The organism is Arcanobacterium sp. S3PF19, from assembly GCF_000758825.1.
Lineage (GTDB): Bacteria > Actinomycetota > Actinomycetes > Actinomycetales > Actinomycetaceae > Arcanobacterium_A.
The window spans coordinates 21,041-36,436 of sequence record NZ_JRMX01000005.1; the positions used below are offsets into that span (position 1 = coordinate 21,041).

Annotated in this window: 15 protein-coding genes and 1 tRNA gene; 14 read left to right on the forward strand and 2 right to left on the reverse strand. The window is 57.3% G+C overall.

Features of this window, described 5'->3' with window-relative positions; genetic code table 11:
• Positions 1-11 precede the first annotated feature (11 nt).
• A tRNA-Val gene (locus HMPREF1631_RS00565) sits at positions 12-86 on the forward strand.
• A gap of 13 nt (positions 87-99) precedes the next feature.
• On the opposite strand, the gene HMPREF1631_RS00570 is transcribed toward HMPREF1631_RS00565, so the two are convergent.
• Together HMPREF1631_RS00570 and HMPREF1631_RS00580 are read right to left on the reverse strand one after the other, a co-directional pair.
• The gene (locus tag HMPREF1631_RS00570) at positions 100-909 is read right to left on the reverse strand and encodes a sulfite exporter TauE/SafE family protein (protein WP_034231117.1); all 810 of its coding nucleotides are present in this window, start codon (positions 907-909) and stop codon (positions 100-102) included.
• 203 nt (positions 910-1,112) lie between these two features.
• Positions 1,113-2,486 (reverse strand): L-serine ammonia-lyase, encoded by a 1,374-nt coding sequence (locus tag HMPREF1631_RS00580; RefSeq protein ID WP_034231122.1) that lies wholly within the window; start codon positions 2,484-2,486, stop codon positions 1,113-1,115.
• A 164-nt stretch (positions 2,487-2,650) separates the two neighbouring features.
• Here HMPREF1631_RS00580 and thrS point away from each other — a divergent pair, with 164 nt between their 5' ends.
• The 13 genes from thrS to secF all read left to right on the forward strand — a co-directional run bounded on the left by thrS (position 2,651) and on the right by secF (position 15,396).
• Complete coding sequence (thrS, locus tag HMPREF1631_RS00585; RefSeq protein WP_034231124.1) at positions 2,651-4,663, forward strand: threonine--tRNA ligase; 2,013 nt, start codon at positions 2,651-2,653, stop codon at positions 4,661-4,663.
• A gap of 60 nt (positions 4,664-4,723) precedes the next feature.
• Entirely contained in the window at positions 4,724-5,356 is a 633-nt protein-coding gene (pgsA, locus tag HMPREF1631_RS00590) for a phosphatidylinositol phosphate synthase (protein ID WP_034231125.1), read from the forward strand.
• Positions 5,353-6,351, forward strand: coding sequence for a phosphatidylinositol mannoside acyltransferase (locus tag HMPREF1631_RS00595; RefSeq protein ID WP_052046890.1), 999 nt, complete (start codon positions 5,353-5,355; stop codon positions 6,349-6,351). The genes pgsA and HMPREF1631_RS00595 overlap by 4 nt, the downstream gene beginning before the upstream one ends.
• Positions 6,348-7,478 (forward strand): glycosyltransferase family 4 protein, encoded by a 1,131-nt coding sequence (locus tag HMPREF1631_RS00600; protein ID WP_034231128.1) that lies wholly within the window; start codon positions 6,348-6,350, stop codon positions 7,476-7,478. Before HMPREF1631_RS00595 ends, HMPREF1631_RS00600 begins: the two co-directional genes overlap by 4 nt.
• A complete protein-coding gene (locus HMPREF1631_RS00605) occupies positions 7,475-8,059 on the forward strand; it encodes a hypothetical protein (protein WP_034231130.1) in 585 nt (194 codons plus the stop codon). The genes HMPREF1631_RS00600 and HMPREF1631_RS00605 overlap by 4 nt, the downstream gene beginning before the upstream one ends.
• 31 nt (positions 8,060-8,090) lie before the next feature.
• Positions 8,091-8,678 (forward strand): NUDIX hydrolase, encoded by a 588-nt coding sequence (locus tag HMPREF1631_RS00610; protein WP_034231426.1) that lies wholly within the window; start codon positions 8,091-8,093, stop codon positions 8,676-8,678.
• Positions 8,679-8,774: 96 nt separating this feature from the next.
• A complete protein-coding gene (locus tag HMPREF1631_RS00615) occupies positions 8,775-9,536 on the forward strand; it encodes a YebC/PmpR family DNA-binding transcriptional regulator (protein ID WP_034231132.1) in 762 nt (253 codons plus the stop codon).
• A 1-nt stretch (position 9,537) separates the two neighbouring features.
• Positions 9,538-10,161: a crossover junction endodeoxyribonuclease RuvC gene (gene ruvC, locus HMPREF1631_RS00620; protein WP_034231135.1), complete on the forward strand. Its 624-nt coding sequence runs from the start codon at positions 9,538-9,540 to the stop codon at positions 10,159-10,161.
• Positions 10,162-10,274: 113 nt separating this feature from the next.
• Entirely contained in the window at positions 10,275-10,868 is a 594-nt protein-coding gene (gene ruvA / locus HMPREF1631_RS00625) for a Holliday junction branch migration protein RuvA (protein ID WP_034231137.1), read from the forward strand.
• A gap of 3 nt (positions 10,869-10,871) precedes the next feature.
• On the forward strand, positions 10,872-11,894 hold the full coding sequence (gene ruvB / locus HMPREF1631_RS00630) for a Holliday junction branch migration DNA helicase RuvB (RefSeq protein ID WP_369794714.1): 1,023 nt from the start codon (positions 10,872-10,874) through the stop codon (positions 11,892-11,894).
• A gap of 56 nt (positions 11,895-11,950) precedes the next feature.
• Positions 11,951-12,343 (forward strand): preprotein translocase subunit YajC, encoded by a 393-nt coding sequence (locus HMPREF1631_RS00635; RefSeq protein WP_052046892.1) that lies wholly within the window; start codon positions 11,951-11,953, stop codon positions 12,341-12,343.
• Positions 12,344-12,421: 78 nt separating this feature from the next.
• A complete protein-coding gene (secD, locus tag HMPREF1631_RS00640; protein ID WP_232215378.1) occupies positions 12,422-14,263 on the forward strand; it encodes a protein translocase subunit SecD in 1,842 nt (613 codons plus the stop codon).
• Complete coding sequence (gene secF, locus HMPREF1631_RS00645; protein WP_034231143.1) at positions 14,263-15,396, forward strand: protein translocase subunit SecF; 1,134 nt, start codon at positions 14,263-14,265, stop codon at positions 15,394-15,396. Before secD ends, secF begins: the two co-directional genes overlap by 1 nt.

The window sequence follows — 15,396 nt, forward strand, 5'->3', positions numbered from 1 at the left end:
TGGGCAGCATTGGGCGGTTAGCGCAGCGGTAGCGCGTTTCCCTGACACGGAAGAGGTCGCTGGTTCGATCCCAGTACCGCCCACCAATGTGAATACGGTTCAGAGCCGGGAGTTTTTCCCGGCTTTTCTTTTTCCCTTCAGCAGTGTGCTGACTATCATCGCAATCAGAAACAGGCTGAACAGATACGACCCTGTGCGGGGTGTGATCCACTGTGCCATTTTCACTCCGCAGGGAGTGGTCAGTGTGGCAGTTACGCCAATCACAAGCCCGGTGCGCAGATCTGCCACGCGGTGTCTGAGATTGGCTGCCGTTCCGCTGAGCGAGGTGGGGATCATTACCAGCAGTGACGTGCCGCGGGCAAGCAAATCCCCGGCGCCGGCCAGCAGTTCCAGTCCGGGAACGATAATTCCGCCGCCGCCCACGCCGACCAGTCCGGCAAAAGTTCCGGAAACAATCCCGATTCCGATCATCAGCAAAACGGAGACAAAACTAATTTCAATCCGCGATTCGCGCACGGAAACATGAAACTGTTCGGCAACGATAATGCAGCAGGCAAAGGCGCAGAAAATCCACGGCAGAATTCTTTCCGGCAGTATTCGCAGCAGCCACGTGCCGATCTGCGTGCCGCATATGGCTCCGCAGGATACACAGAGCATGGCGGGCAGGCAAACCTCTCCGGCCAATCCGTAGGACAGCGCTCCGGCGGCGGAAGTAACAATAATGGCGGCAAGGGAGGTGGCCGCCGCGCGGCGCTGCGTCATTCCCATTACTGCCGTAAGTGCGGGAACAATTACCATTCCGCCGCCCACGCCGAACATACCGGCCAAAATGCCCGCCACTGCCCCGATCAGGGCAACCGCGCAAAAGCGTGAAAAGGGTATATGGGAGTATCCGGTGGGTGTTTTCATAAAATCAGTGTACTAAAACGCCGGAAGAAACTGAATTCCGTGTGCGGCCCGTTCCCATTCGGATGCGCCCGAACACGTTCCCTGCGGGGCAGATAAGCATTGTGTGCCCATTTTCTTTCGGGCGTGTTTTCCCCGGCGCGCGGGATGCGGAAACGGCCGGGGAAGGCGAAACGGAAAGAGGGAGGGGGAAACGGAGGGCAAACCTAGCATATGGTCACGTTTACGGCCAGACCGCCGAGAGAAGTCTCTTTGTATTTTGACTGCATATCCAAACCGGTCTCCCGCATCGTCTTAATCACCGAATCCAGGGAAACCAGATGTTTTCCGTCTCCGCGCAGTGCCGTGCGCGCTGCCGCCACCGCTTTTACCGCCGCAATGGCATTGCGTTCGATACAGGGAATCTGCACGAGTCCGGCAATCGGATCACACGTCAGTCCGAGGTTGTGCTCCATTCCGATTTCGGCCGCGTTTTCAATCTGTTCCGGCGTGCCGCCCAAAATGGCGGCCATTGCGCCTGCCGCCATTGAACACGCCGAACCAACTTCGCCCTGGCAGCCGACTTCCGCGCCCGAGATGGAGGCCATGGTTTTGAAAATAATGCCGATTGCACCTGCGGTAAGGAAGAAAGAAATAATTCCCTCTTCGTCTTCTGCGCGGATAAAATCGTTGTAATAGCGCAGCACCGCCGGAATAATGCCCGCGGCTCCGTTTGTGGGGGCGGTGACGATCCTGCCCCCTGCGGCGTTTTCTTCGTTTACCGCAAGTGCGTACAGCGTGAGCCAATCCATGCCTGCCAGCGGATCGGCGGTTTTCCCTTCCGCGCCGAGTTTGGCAAACAGCTCCGGTGCCCGCCGGGGAACGTGCAGTCCGCCGGGAAGAATTCCCCGGGTGTGCAGACCGTTGTCGATACACTGATCCATAACGCTGCGGATCTCAAGCAGCCCGCTGCGGATTTCTTCCCTGCTGCGCCAAACGAGTTCGTTTTCCAAAGCCGCCTGCGCGATCGTAAGTCCGTTCTTCCGGCAGATTTCCAGGAGCTCGGTCATGCTCCGATAGGGATAGGGGACGGCCGTGCCGTCTTTGGCAGGCTGCACGCTGTTCATGGACCCGGCGTCTCCGCCGACCACAAACCCGCCGCCCACGGAATAGTAATAGGCGGATTCCAAGAGCCGCCCGGCGCCGTCGAAGGCTTCCAGGCGCATTCCGTTTGGGTGTGCGGGAAGTTCGATTTCCCCCTTCAGCTCGATGTCGGTTTCTTCCCTGAAGTCGATCGGGTGACGCCTGTCCAGGTCAAGCCGTCCGGAAGTGCGAATCCGGGCCAGTGTTTCCTGTGTTTGGCGCGGGTCTGCGGTTTCCGGTGTTTCTCCCATCAGACCAAGGATTACAGCCGTATCCGTGCCGTGCCCTTTTCCCGTATAGCCCAGCGAACCGTATAAAACGCAGTTTACGCGGACCGTCTTTTCCAGCCGCGGGGCAAGTGTGCGCAGAAACATATTCGCAGCGCGCATCGGACCGACCGTGTGGGACGAAGACGGACCGATGCCAATGGAAAACAGATCAAATACACTTAATGCCATATAAACAGACTAACGCAAAGGGGAACGGTATTTAAGGATCGGTTTCGGGTTAGATTCGGCACGTCCCGCCGTGGCGGAAGAATTAGGAGGAAGAACAGGGTAAGCTGGTTACGAAAGTTCCATGCAGGTACCCCTGTTTCGTATCTGCGCTTTGAGGAGGTAGAGTGAAACTCGTTATTGACGGCGAAACTGTAGAGATCAATACGCCGGAAAACGGAATCGATTATTTTTCCGCAGACAGAAAAATCGTGGCTTTGCGGGTAAACGGCGAACTTAAGGATTTGGCCGTATCTTTGGATACGTTTCCTGAAGGCGCGCAGGTGGAGTCGGTACGGATCGATTCCCCGGACGGCCTGAATATTCTGCGACACTCTGCCACACACGTGCTCGCGCAGGCGGTGCAGAATAAGTTCCCCGAGGTGAATTTGGGAATCGGGCCGTTTATTACGGACGGTTTTTACTATGATTTCGGCAATATTGGGGCGGTCACGCCGGAGCTGCTCAAAGAGCTGGAAAAAGATATGAAACGGATTGTCCGGGAAGGGCAGCGTTTTGTCCGCCGCCGGGTAACGGAGGAGGAAGCCCGCCGCGAACTGGCAGACCAGCCCTATAAAATAGAGCTGGTCGGAATGAAGGGCGGCAGCGATGCGGACAACAATCTTGCCGCAGACGGCGCGTCCGTGGAAGTCGGCGGCACAGAGCTGACGATTTACGACAACGTCCGCCGCAACGGGGAAGTGGCCTGGAAAGATCTCTGCCGCGGGCCGCACCTTCCCAATACGAAGCTGATCGGAAACGGATTTGCCCTGACGCGTTCTTCGGCAGCCTATTGGCGGGGAGACCAAAACAACGATTCGCTGCAGCGGATATACGGAACGGCGTGGGCCACCAAAGAAGATCTGATTGCCTACCGGGAGCGGATTGCCGAATCCGAACGCAGGGATCACCGTAAACTGGGTGCGGAACTGGATTTGTTTTCCTTCCCCGACGAGATCGGTTCCGGTTTGGCGGTATTCCATCCCAAAGGCGGGATTGTGCGGATGGAAATGGAAAATTATTCACGCGAAAAGCATCTCAAAGCAGGCTATTCGTTTGTGAACACGCCGCATATCACGAAAGCGAATCTGTTTGAAACCTCGGGCCATCTGGATTTTTACGCCGAGGGGATGTACCCTCCGATGCATCTGGACGAGGAACGCGACGCGGAAGGGAATGTGACCAAGCAGGGCGCGGATTATTACCTCAAGCCCATGAACTGCCCGATGCACAATCTCATCTACCGTTCCCGCGGCCGCTCCTACAGGGAGCTTCCGCTGCGCCTGTTTGAATTCGGCACGGTTTACCGCAACGAAAAATCGGGAGTGATCCACGGTCTGACGCGGGCGCGCGGTTTCACGCAGGACGATGCGCACATTTACTGCACCCGCGGGCAGATGAAGGACGAGCTTTCCCGGCTTCTGACATTCGTGCTGGATCTGCTGAAAGACTACGGCCTGAATGATTTTTATCTGGAACTTTCGACGAAAGACCCGAAGAAATTTGTGGGTGACGATGCCCTGTGGGAGGAAGCAACCCAAACACTGGCGCAGGTTGCCGCCGAATCCGGTCTGGAACTGATTCCGGATCCGCAGGGCGCGGCATTCTACGGACCGAAAATTTCGGTGCAGGCGCGCGACGCGCTGGGCCGCACATGGCAGATGTCCACAATTCAGCTTGATTTTAATCTGCCGCAGCGTTTCGCTCTGGAATATACCGCCCCCGACGGTTCCAGACAGCGTCCGGTGATGATTCACCGTGCCCTGTTCGGTTCCATCGAGCGTTTCTTCGGCGTACTCACCGAACATTACGCGGGGGCATTCCCGGCCTGGCTGGCACCGGTGCAGGTACGCTGCGTGCCCGTAGCGGATGCTTTCGACGGATATCTGGACGGCATTGCCGAGAGGCTGCGCGAACTTGGCGTACGCACGGAAGTAGACAAATCCGGCGACCGGTTCCCGAAGAAGATCCGAAACGCCTCGCGCGACAAAATCCCCTTTACGCTGATCGCCGGCGGTCAGGATGCGGAAAACAACGCCGTTTCCTTCAGAATGCGTGACGGATCGCAGGATAACTGTGTTCCCGTTGACGAGGCCATAGCACGGATCACGGAGCAGATTAGGACACACGCAAATCAGTAGGGCGGAACATATTTTGTGTGCAAAATCTGCCGCGGGGCAGACTTCTGAGGAGGAAAACAGATGCTGAGCCGTACGGGACGTCCTTTGGCGCGGATACTTTTTGGGCCGGTCGCACGTATTTTCGTCAGAATCGGAATCTCTGCCAATACGGTTACGGTCCTTGGCACAGTGCTTACGGTGGTTGCCGTTCTTACCTTTTTCCCGCTGGGATATCTGCGTACGGGTACGGTGGTTGCCGCAGTGCTCGTGATATTCGACAATCTGGACGGGCAGATCGCCCGCTCCACGCACACCGACAGCAAATGGGGTGCATTTTTGGATTCCACGATGGATCGGATTGCGGATGCGGCGGTCAATGCCGGAATTCTGATCTGGGCTTATCTGTGGGCGGATGCCGGATGCCGGGTATGGATTTTGGGCGGCACTCTGGCGGCGCTCATTTTCGGATCGGTTGTGCCTTACGCCCGTGCGCGGGCCGAAGCCGTGGGGATGAATGCTGCGATCGGGATTGCCGAGCGCGCCGACAGGCTGGCTTTCACCGGTATCTGCGTTTTTTTGGTCGGATGCGGACTGAGTGAATGGATTCTGGCTGTCGGAATGTGGATTTTGGCTTTTCTTGCCGCGATAACATCCGCACAGCGGATATATACCGTGTATCGGCAGTGCGCCTCGCTGCGGCAGGTGTCCCGATGAATAAAGTGAAACTGTTTCTGTGGGCACAGGCGTTTACGGATAAGGTGCCCGAGACTCTGTCGCGTACCGTTTTTGAACTGATCGGCACGGCGGCGGGATTATCCAATCTTCGCGGCGTGCGCCGGCTGCGGAAAAACTGCCGGCGGATTGCGCCCCTGTCTTCGGGCCCGGGGCAGCGTCTGCGTTCCGCGCGGATAATGCGCTCCTACCTGCGTTACTATCACGGATCGCTCCGGCTTCCCGCTCTCACTGCCGGGCAGATCCGTGCCCGGGTGCGGGTAGATAATCTTTCCGTTCTGCGTGCCCGGCTTCGGAGCGGTTCGGCCGCTGCGGCCCTTCTGCACTGCGGAAATTGGGATTTGGCCGGCGCGTGGGCAAATATGGAGCTTGCGCCCGTGCATACCATTGCGGAAAAACTGAGTCCGCCCGAATTGGCGGATTATTTTTTGGATTTCCGCCGAAAACTGGGAATGACGATCTACCAGGCCGTGAAAGGCGGGAATTCCATCGGGAAGCTGACTGCGGATATGCGCGGCGGAAAATGTCTGGTGCCTTTGCTGTGCGACCGTGACCTTTCCGCGACGGGGGTGGAGGTTTCCCTGTGCGGAAAAACAATTCGGGTAGCGCCGGGAGCGGCTATTTTGGCTGTGCGTCTGGGCGTGCCTCTGATCCCGGTTTTTATCCGTGAAGAAAATTTTTCCTCCGACCGTGACCGTGTCCGCCGGGCGGGTTCGCCGTGGGGGATAAGGATCACCGTCGGAGAACCCATTCCGGTTCCCCCAAAATATCGGGGAAAGGAAAAACCGTCCGCGGAAATTCTGCGCGATCTTTGCCAAAAATGGATGAATCAGGCTGAAAAGTTCCTCACGGAATATCCTGAACAGTGGTATATGCTGCAGAAAGTGTTTACCGAGGATCTCGACCCGGCGCGCTTGGCCGCGGCGGGCGCCCCTGCCTGCGGAAAAGACAGTTTCAGACGGGAATCTGTGCGGTGAAGATCGGAATTGCGTGCGGTTATTCCTGGGACGTGCCCGGCGGCGTGCAGATTCACGTGCGCGACCTGGCACGGGAACTCATTTCCCGGGGCCATGAAGTCAGTGTGCTTGCTCCCTCGGGGAAAAAACCGGAAGAGTTGGAGCCTTTTGTCTTTCCGGTCGGGCGGGCAATCCCGATCCGCTACAACGGCTCGGTAGCCAGGATTGCGTTCGGCGCAAAAGTCAACCGCCGCGTGCGCATGTGGCTGAATGCCGGAGATTTTGACGTGCTGCACGTCCACGAACCTTTTACGCCCTCGGCGTCAATGCTGGCGCTGATGAACGCAAAATGCCCGGTGGTGTCCACCTTTCACACGGCAGGGGATAAATTTCTTGCCCTTTCGCTTACCGCACCTTTGATTGTGCCGCTGCTGGATAAAATTCAGGCCCGGATTGCGGTTTCCGAAGAGGCGCGCCGAACCGCGGTGCAGCATTTCGGCGCAGACGCATGGGTGATTCCCAACGGCGTGAAAATTTCCGGTCTTCTTTCGGAGAAAAAAGACCCCCGTTTTGCCGGCACCGCCGGCGCCCCGACGCTTGCTTTTCTGGGGAGAATTGACGAACCGCGCAAAGGTCTGCATCTGGTTGCGAAAGCTTTTCCGAAAATAGCGGAAAAGTTCCCGCGGGCAAAATTATTCGTGGCGGGAAGAGGGGATATTGCCAAAGCCGGGAAACTCTTTGGGCCCCTGGGCGCACAGACGGAATTTTTGGGTGCCGTCTCCGATTCGCAAAAGGCCGCCCTGCTGGGAAGCGCGGATCTGTATCTGGCGCCGAACACCGGCGGGGAATCCTTTGGGATTATTCTTGTGGAGGCGATGGCGGCCGGAGCGGCAATTGTGGCGTCGGACATTCCGGCTTTCCGTGCCGTGCTGGAAAACGGCAGATACGGTCTGCATTTTCGCAATGAAGATCCGCAGGACTTGGCAGATACCGTGATTGCGGCCCTGGAACAGCCGCAATTGCGCGAAAAGCTTTCTTCGGAGGCCAATTCCCATGCGTGGAAATACGACTGGTCGTCCGTGGCGACGCAGATTCTGCGCGTGTACGAAACCGCGCGTAAAATTTACGGGCCGAAGGAGTGCGCGTGACGGTGAAAGTTCTTGTTTTGGCGGTTTTTCTGCTGTGTGCGCTGTTTGCGCTCAGTGCCGCGGTGCGGGCGAGGAAACTTACCTATCTGCACACAACGGTGCTGAAAAGCAGAATTCTGACGGAGGCGGCGCTGGCCGCCAGAGCCGCCGCGGCACGCAGGTGCGCAAAAATACCGGAGCTGAACGCGGAAAATGCCCGGCTGCTGGACGAGACCGCTGCCGCCGCCGCGCAGCTTGCGGGGATCGGGCTGTGTGCGGATAATTTGGCGCAGGTGAGCGGGGAAAAACTTTTTTCCCCGGCAGATCCCGAAGAGTGCGAACGGCGTCTGCTTGCCGAATCGGAGCTTTCGCGCGTAATCCGCCGGGTTATAGATCCCCTGGAGGCAAAAACACTGAGCGCGGCGTCCGCGCGCGAAATTGCCGCACTTGCCGAAAAACGCGAAGATCTGCGGATGATCCGCAGATTCCACAACATACACGTCACTCAGGCACGCCGCGTGCACGCCACGCCGACGGCACGCATATTCCGTCTTGCGGGATCTGTGCAGATGCCGAAAACCGTTGATCTGGATGACCGCTGAAAACAGGAACGGGGAAAGACGGGGACGGAAAATGAGCGAAGAACGCAGCGAAACGGATCTGACGGCCGCTGCCGCCCGCGATGTGGCCGGGAACTGGCCCGTGGATGCCGACGGCTACCCGCACAGGCAGGCGGCGCGGGTGGTTCTGCTGGATCCATGCGACCGCTGTTTTCTGATTTTCGGCCATGACTACGCCGATAGGAATCACTGCTGGTGGTTCACTGTCGGAGGCGGGATGGAAAACGGGGAGAGTCTGCGCGAAACGGCTGTGCGCGAACTTGCCGAGGAAACCGGGCTGTCCGTGTCTGTCAGCCGGCTTACCGGTCCGGTGCTTCTGCGCCGCTGCACGTTTAATTTCGTTCGCGAGGTGCGTAAACAGGACGAAACATATTTTCTGCTGCGTGTTACGCAAAATGAGGCGGATCTGCTGCTGAAGGGGAAAAACAGAAATCTGACCTATCTGGAAAAGCACGTGCTCGACGAATACAGATGGTGGACCTTTGCGCAGATGAACCGGGCGCAGGCTGCCGGAACCGTTATTTATCCGCCCGGCCTGGCGCGGATGTGTGCGCACTGGGCGCGGGGATGGGACGGAAAAACACGGGAAATCACGCAATAACCGCCAAAGGGCGAAACCCGGCGGGGAAAACTTTTCCCGGGGCCGGAAAAGACTGTAAAATAAGTAGGACTTAAAGAGAAATTTGAAGGAGAACCTGTGTCGGGACATTCCAAGTGGGCCACCACAAAGCATAAGAAAGCAGCGATTGACGCAAAACGCGGAAAGCTTTTTGCCCGTCTGATCAAGAATATCGAAGTTGCGGCACGTACGGGAGGTCCGGATCCCGCCGGAAACCCGACTCTGTTTGATGCGGTGCAGAAAGCAAAAAAGAATTCCGTGCCGAGCGACAACATCGACAGGGCACTGAAGCGTGCTTCGGGCGAAGGGCAGGACGGCGTCATATATGAAAACATCATGTATGAAGGCTATGCTTCCGGCGGTGTGGCGGTGCTGATCGAGTGTCTGACGGATAACCGCAACCGCGCCGCTTCCGATGTGCGCGTGGCCCTGACACGCAACGGCGGTACGCTTGCCGACCCGGGTTCGGTGTCTTATATGTTTGCCCGCCGCGGTGTGGTGGAAGTGCCCAAGGCCGACGGTGTGGACGAAGACTCGATTCTGCTGGCCGTGCTGGACGCGGGTGCGGAAGAAGTAAACGACGAAGGCGATGTGTTTGAGGTGATGTCGGCGCCCAATGACGTGGTTGCCGTGCGCAGCGCCCTGATGGATGCGGGAATCGACTACAATTCCGCGGAAGTTCAGTTTGTGCCCTCGGTGAAGGTGGCCGTCGACAAAGACGGTGCGCAGAAGGTGCTGAAAGTACTCGACGCGCTCGACGATCTGGACGACATTCAGAATGTCTATTCCAACGTTGATATTCCGGCCGCCGTGATGGAAGAACTGGAAGCGGAAGACTGATTTGCGGATTCTCGGCGTTGATCCCGGTCTCACCCGATGCGGTCTTGGAGTTATCGAATTCTCCGGGGGGCGTCGGGTGAAACTTATTGACGTCTCGGTTGCGCGTTCCAAAGCCGAATTGCCCCCGCAGCAGCGTCTGCTGCTTATTTACAACAAACTTGTCGAGACAATGTGTCTTATGCGCCCGGATGCCGTTGCCGTGGAGCGTGTATTTGCCAAAGACAACGTGCTCTCCGTGACTTCCACCGCCCAGGTTGCGGGACTGGCAATGCTGTGTGCCGCACAGCGTTCCCTGCCGGTGGCGCTGTATTCCCCGACCGAGGTGAAGGCCGCGGTATGCGGTAACGGGCGGGCGGAAAAGTCGCAGGTGCAGCTGATGGTGCAGCGGATTCTGAAAATGGATGCTCCCGCCAAACCCGCCGACGCGGCCGATTCGCTGGCGATTGCCATCTGCCACGCATGGAAAGGAGTGCTTCTCGGGCGCGAAACTTCCCGTGCGCAGCACGGAGGGGCAAATATGCTCCCGCGCGCCGAGGGTCCGGATCTGACACCGGCGCAGAAAATGTGGGCGCGGGCACAGCGGGAGAATGCCTGCAGAGGTGCAGTGAGGCGACATTCCCGGTAAATTGCGTTAAACTTAACTTAAAACATCTGTTCGATATTATTGTCTGTTACGGGTACGGATCGGACGGCGGTCTATGGGCAGTAAAAGACGGACAGCGGGTATAAGGGGGTAAGGTGATATCTTCGCTGACGGGACGGGTGCTTTCGCGCAATGCTTCCTCTGCGGTAATTGAAGTCGGGGGGATAGGTTTTTGCGTGTTCGCCACTGCCGATACGCTAAGCACGCTCACCGAGGGGGAGTCGGTAACGCTGCCGACCGTGCTGGTTGTGAAGGAAGATTCCCTTACGCTTTACGGTTTTGCCGACGCCGAGGAACGCAGCGTATTTGAAGTTCTGACCGGCATCTCCGGTATCGGACCGCGCATCGCCCTCGCGGTTCTGACCGTGTTTTCCCCCGACGGACTGCGGGCGGTGCTTGCGGCAAAAAACGAGAAAGAGCTTACCCGCGTGCCCGGGATAGGGATTAAAGGCGCCCGGCGTATGATTCTGGAAATCGGAGACAGGCTCGGTCCGGGAAGCCTATCCGCTCCGAAAGTGTCTCCCGCCGCTCCCGGCGCGGAAAACGATGTGGTACAGGCGTTGGTTAACCTCGGCTGGAACGAACGTGACGCGCAGCAGGCATACGGGCAGGCGGCGCAAAACATTCCTGCCGGCACTGCCGCACAGCTGCTGCGCGGCGCCCTGCAGATTTTGGGAAGTCGGATGTAAATGATGGATGATTGGAACGTTACCGGTTTGGATGCGGGGGAAACGGAGCGTGCGCAGGAAGCGGCGCTGCGTCCGAAACATCTTACGGAATTTGTGGGGCAGACCGTGGTATGCAACCAGCTTTCACTGGTTTTGGATGCATCTGCGGCCCGGGGAGGAACACCGGATCATGTGCTGCTTGCCGGGCCGCCCGGTCTGGGCAAAACAACTCTGGCGATGATTATTGCCGGCGAAGCCGGCGGTTCGCTGCGTCTCACTTCCGGCCCGGCCATTCAGCATCCGGGGGATTTGGCGGCTGTTCTGTCTTCTCTGCAGGAAGGCGATGTGCTGTTTATCGACGAAATTCACCGTCTGGCGCGCACGGCCGAGGAAATGCTGTATTTGGCGATGGAAGATTTTCGCGTGGACGTGATGGTCGGGAAAGGGCCCGGCGCAACGTCCATTCCGCTTCCGCTGCCTGCGTTTACCGTGGTCGGGGCAACGACGCGCGCCGGTCTTCTGCCGGCTCCCCTGCGCGACCGTTTTGGTTTTACGGCGCATTTGGATTATTACGCGGTGCCCGAGCTGGCACAGATCGTGGAAAACAACGCGGTCAAATTGGATGCGCGGATCAGCGCCGACGCGGCTTTGGAAATAGCTTCGCGTTCCAGGGGAACACCCCGAATCGCCAACCGTCTTTTGCGCCGCGTGCAGGACTGGGCGCAGGTCCGCGGCACGGGAGTGTTGGATCTGGCCGCCGCAAGAGCCGCACTGGAAGTATTTGAAGTTGACGAATCCGGTTTGGACCGCCTCGACCGTGCCGTGCTGAACGCGGTTTGCACCCGCTTTGGCGGCGGTCCGGTAGGTTTGACCACGCTTGCCGTTTCGGTGGGGGAGGAACCGGAAACGGTGGAGACGGTCGCCGAACCCTATCTGGTACGGGAGGGATTTTTGGTCCGCACTCCCCGCGGACGTGTGGCGACACAGGCTGCATGGCGGCATTTGGGACTGGAAATGCCGGAAATGCCCGATACGCTTTTCAGTTAGGCCCAAAACGGGTAAAGTCTATTAGGTTGGAGTTATTTTCAGAAAATGGAGAGTCTATGGATCCGATTACTTTAATCGCTTTGGTCGTTGTTTTCGGCGGTATGCTTTTGTTTATGTCGCGCGCGGGGAAGAAGGCCCAGGCGCGGGCACGGGAAGAGAAGCAGTCGGCGCTGGTTGTCGGAAATAATGTGGTTACCGTAGGCGGATTTTTCGGACGGATTGTAGATATCGACGGGGATGCGGTTACTTTGGAATCGCCTTCCGGAGATGAAACCGTGTGGCTGAAAGACGCGATCCGCGGGCAGATGGATATCCCCTTTGCCGCCGTCAGCGAAGAAGAGGCAGCCGAGCTGGACCGGCAGGAAAACGCGCGGGATGACTCGCAGCCGGCGGCGGAAAACGCAGCGGAGGGCGAATCCGATACCGAAAAAGAATCTGAAAATAACTAGTTCGCGGTTCGTCCGCAGTGAGAAGAAAAGATTAATCGCGTGTCTCGAAAAAGGGAAAAAAGAACTCGCACGCAGTCGGTGAAACGCATTCTGGTGTTGTTTGTGCTGATTGCGATGCTGCTCGGAACATTGGTTTACGCCGGGATAAAGACGAAAGAAAACCGATTTACCCCCGATTTGGCTCTTGATCTGGAAGGCGGTACCCAGCTTATTCTTACGCCGGTAAGCACAGACGGATCACAGATCACACAGGATGATGTGAATCAGGCAATTGAGATCATCCGTCAGCGTGTGGATGCCTCGGGTGTGGCGGAAGCCGAAATTTCGGCCCAGGGCGGGCACAACATTGTTGTTGCCATTCCGGGTGCGCCCAAGAAAGAAACGCTTGATTTGGTGCGTACCTCCGCTGTTCTCAGACTGCGGCCGGTTATCGGCGTGTTGGCTCCGAAAGCGGTTGATTCCAAGGCAATTGCGCAGATGAAAGCGGCAAAAGCCGGTGAAAAGGACGTGCAGAAGGCAGCTGCCTCCGCGCCGAAACTCACCTCGGCACAGATCGACCGGGAACTGACGGCGATCGTTGACGCAAACGGAAACGGAAAAGTGGATTCGAAGCCGGCTTCGGATCCGAAAAACGGTTCCGATCAGGCATGGATCACCGAACAGCTGATGTTTGACGCCTACAGACTGGACTGCGGTTCGAAAGCGGCACGCATTAAAGGAACATCGGACAATCCCAAGACGGGCATTGCCTCCTGCTCGAGCGACGGAAAAGTAAAGTATCTTCTCGGCCCCGCCGAAATTGAGGGCACGAATCTGACGAAAGCCTCGTCGAATCTTGCCACCGACTCAAACGGCAATCCCTCCGGCGGATGGGCGGTAAGCATGCAGTTCGACGCGGCGGGAGCGAAAAAGTTTGCGGAAGTTACCGGCCGGATCTACAAGATGAAGAGCCCGCTCAATCAGTTTGCGATTGTGCTCGACGGGCAGGTAATCAGCGCGCCGGTGCCCAACGGTCCCATCGTGGGCGGTCAGGCGCAGATCACGGGCAATTTCAAGGCCGCCGCCGCCGCGAGCCTGGCGAATCAGCTTTCCTTCGGTTCCCTTCCGCTGAATTTTGAAGTTCAGTCTGAGGAACAGATTTCCGCCACTCTCGGTTCGGAACAGCTTTACGCGGGTCTGGTTGCCGGTCTGATCGGTTTGATCGTTATTGTGCTTTATATGCTCTGGCACTATCACGCGCTGGGCGTAATTTCGGTTCTTTCAATCATTTTGTCCACCGGTCTTTCCTACTTTGTGATCTGTCTGCTTTCGTGGGTGATGGGGTACCGTCTTTCCATGGCAGGCGTGCTGGGAATGATTATTTCGATCGGTGTGACTGCCGATTCGTTCATTGTGTATTTTGAGCGTATACGCGACGAAATGCGTGACGGACGAAATGTGCCGGGAGCCATTTTCCACGGTTGGGAACGCGCAAAGCGTACGATTATTATTTCCGACTGCGTAAACCTGATTGCCTCCACCGTGCTGTTTATCCTCACAGTCGGTTCGGTTCGCGGATTTGCCTTTACCCTGGGCGTAACGACGGTCCTTGATCTGTTGGTTGTGATGATGTTTACCTATCCGCTGATGGAGCTGTTCGGCCATACCGACTTCTTCGGACAGGGACGGCGTTTCTCCGGACTGAACAGGGAAAAGCTGACAAAAACGCCGCTGTACCGCGGGCGCGGCCGAATCGCCGACCGCCGGGGCAGTGCGGATTACCCGGCAGGGAAAACCGCGGAAAACAGAGCATCCGGCAGTGATCTTTCCGATGCCGAAGATGCGCACCTCAGTCTTGCCGAACGGAAAGCAAAAGAACGCAGGGCGGAAAAAGCCGCGGCTTTGAAAGGCATGACGGACAAATCGGGAGGTACACGCTGATGTCTGTGTATTCGGTAGGAAATGATTTATATTCGGGAAAAAAGTCGTTTGCCATTATCGGAAAGCGAAAGATCTGGTTCGCGATTGCGGTTCTCGCAATTCTGCTTTCCCTGGTTTCCTTTGCGGTGAAAAGCCCCAATCTGGGAATTGAATTCCGCGGCGGATCCCAGTTTACCGTCAGCGGTACGGACAACACTTCCCAGAAACCCGCCGTGGATGTGGTAAAGAGTATCGGGAAAGACGATGCCCCGCGTGTTTCTTCGGTAGGCAGACGCGGAATGCGTGTCCAGACCGTGCGTCTGGACGACAGGCAGACCCAGCAGGTAAAGGAATCCCTGGCGAAAGAGTACCGGGTTCCCGTGAAAGACGTAACTTCCACGTATATCGGTCCGTCCTGGGGCCAGGACATCCTGAACAAGGCAATCCGCGCCATGATTGTCTTTATGGTTACCGTATCGATTGTTTTGGTGGCCTATTTCAGGTCGTGGACGATTGCAGTGGGCGCAATGGGCGCGTTAATGCACGATTTTGTGGTCACGCTCGGTATCTACTGGATTTTGGGACTGGAAATTACGCCGTCCACGATTATCGGAATTTTAACCATTCTCGGATACTCGCTCTACGATACCGTGGTTGTGTTCGACAAGGTGCGCGAAAACACGGTTTCTCTGCGTTCGCAGTCCCGCTATACATTTGAGGAATCGGCGAATCTTGCCATTAACCAGACACTGATCCGGTCTCTGAATACGTCTCTGACCGGTCTGTTCCCCGTAATTTCCGTGCTCTTGGTCGGAGTGGGCGTTTTCGGTGCGGATACCCTGCGTGATCTGGCTTTGGTGATGTTTATCGGAATGGTGCTTTCCACGCTGTCTTCAATATTTATTGCCGCTCCGCTTGCCGTTGCTTTGGGTGCGCGTAATGCGGACATCAAAGAACACACGCTGAAAGTGCGTCAGATACGTGCCGCACACTCAGGAGAATCCAACAATGCGGACGCCGGCGGCGCCGCGCAGGCGGAATCGGATATGCTGGCATATGCCGGTGTGGACGAGCGTGTCGCGGGCCGGCACTTGGGCAGCGCGGCGCAGCCGAAACGTCATTCACAGCAGAAGCGGAAGAATAAGAGGAAATAA

Bases quoted from the DNA above. Each gene is read 5' to 3' on its own strand.
- HMPREF1631_RS00570 (WP_034231117.1), bottom strand. From the start codon at position 909: ATGAAAACACCCACCGGATACTCCCATATACCCTTTTCACGCTTTTGC.
- HMPREF1631_RS00580 (WP_034231122.1), bottom strand. From the start codon at position 2,486: ATGGCATTAAGTGTATTTGATCTGTTTTCCATTGGCATCGGTCCGTCT.
- pgsA (WP_034231125.1), top strand. From the start codon at position 4,724: ATGCTGAGCCGTACGGGACGTCCTTTGGCGCGGATACTTTTTGGGCCG.
- HMPREF1631_RS00595 (WP_052046890.1), top strand. From the start codon at position 5,353: ATGAATAAAGTGAAACTGTTTCTGTGGGCACAGGCGTTTACGGATAAG.
- HMPREF1631_RS00610 (WP_034231426.1), top strand. From the start codon at position 8,091: ATGAGCGAAGAACGCAGCGAAACGGATCTGACGGCCGCTGCCGCCCGC.
- ruvB (WP_369794714.1), top strand. From the start codon at position 10,872: ATGGATGATTGGAACGTTACCGGTTTGGATGCGGGGGAAACGGAGCGT.
- HMPREF1631_RS00635 (WP_052046892.1), top strand. From the start codon at position 11,951: ATGGATCCGATTACTTTAATCGCTTTGGTCGTTGTTTTCGGCGGTATG.
- secF (WP_034231143.1), top strand. From the start codon at position 14,263: ATGTCTGTGTATTCGGTAGGAAATGATTTATATTCGGGAAAAAAGTCG.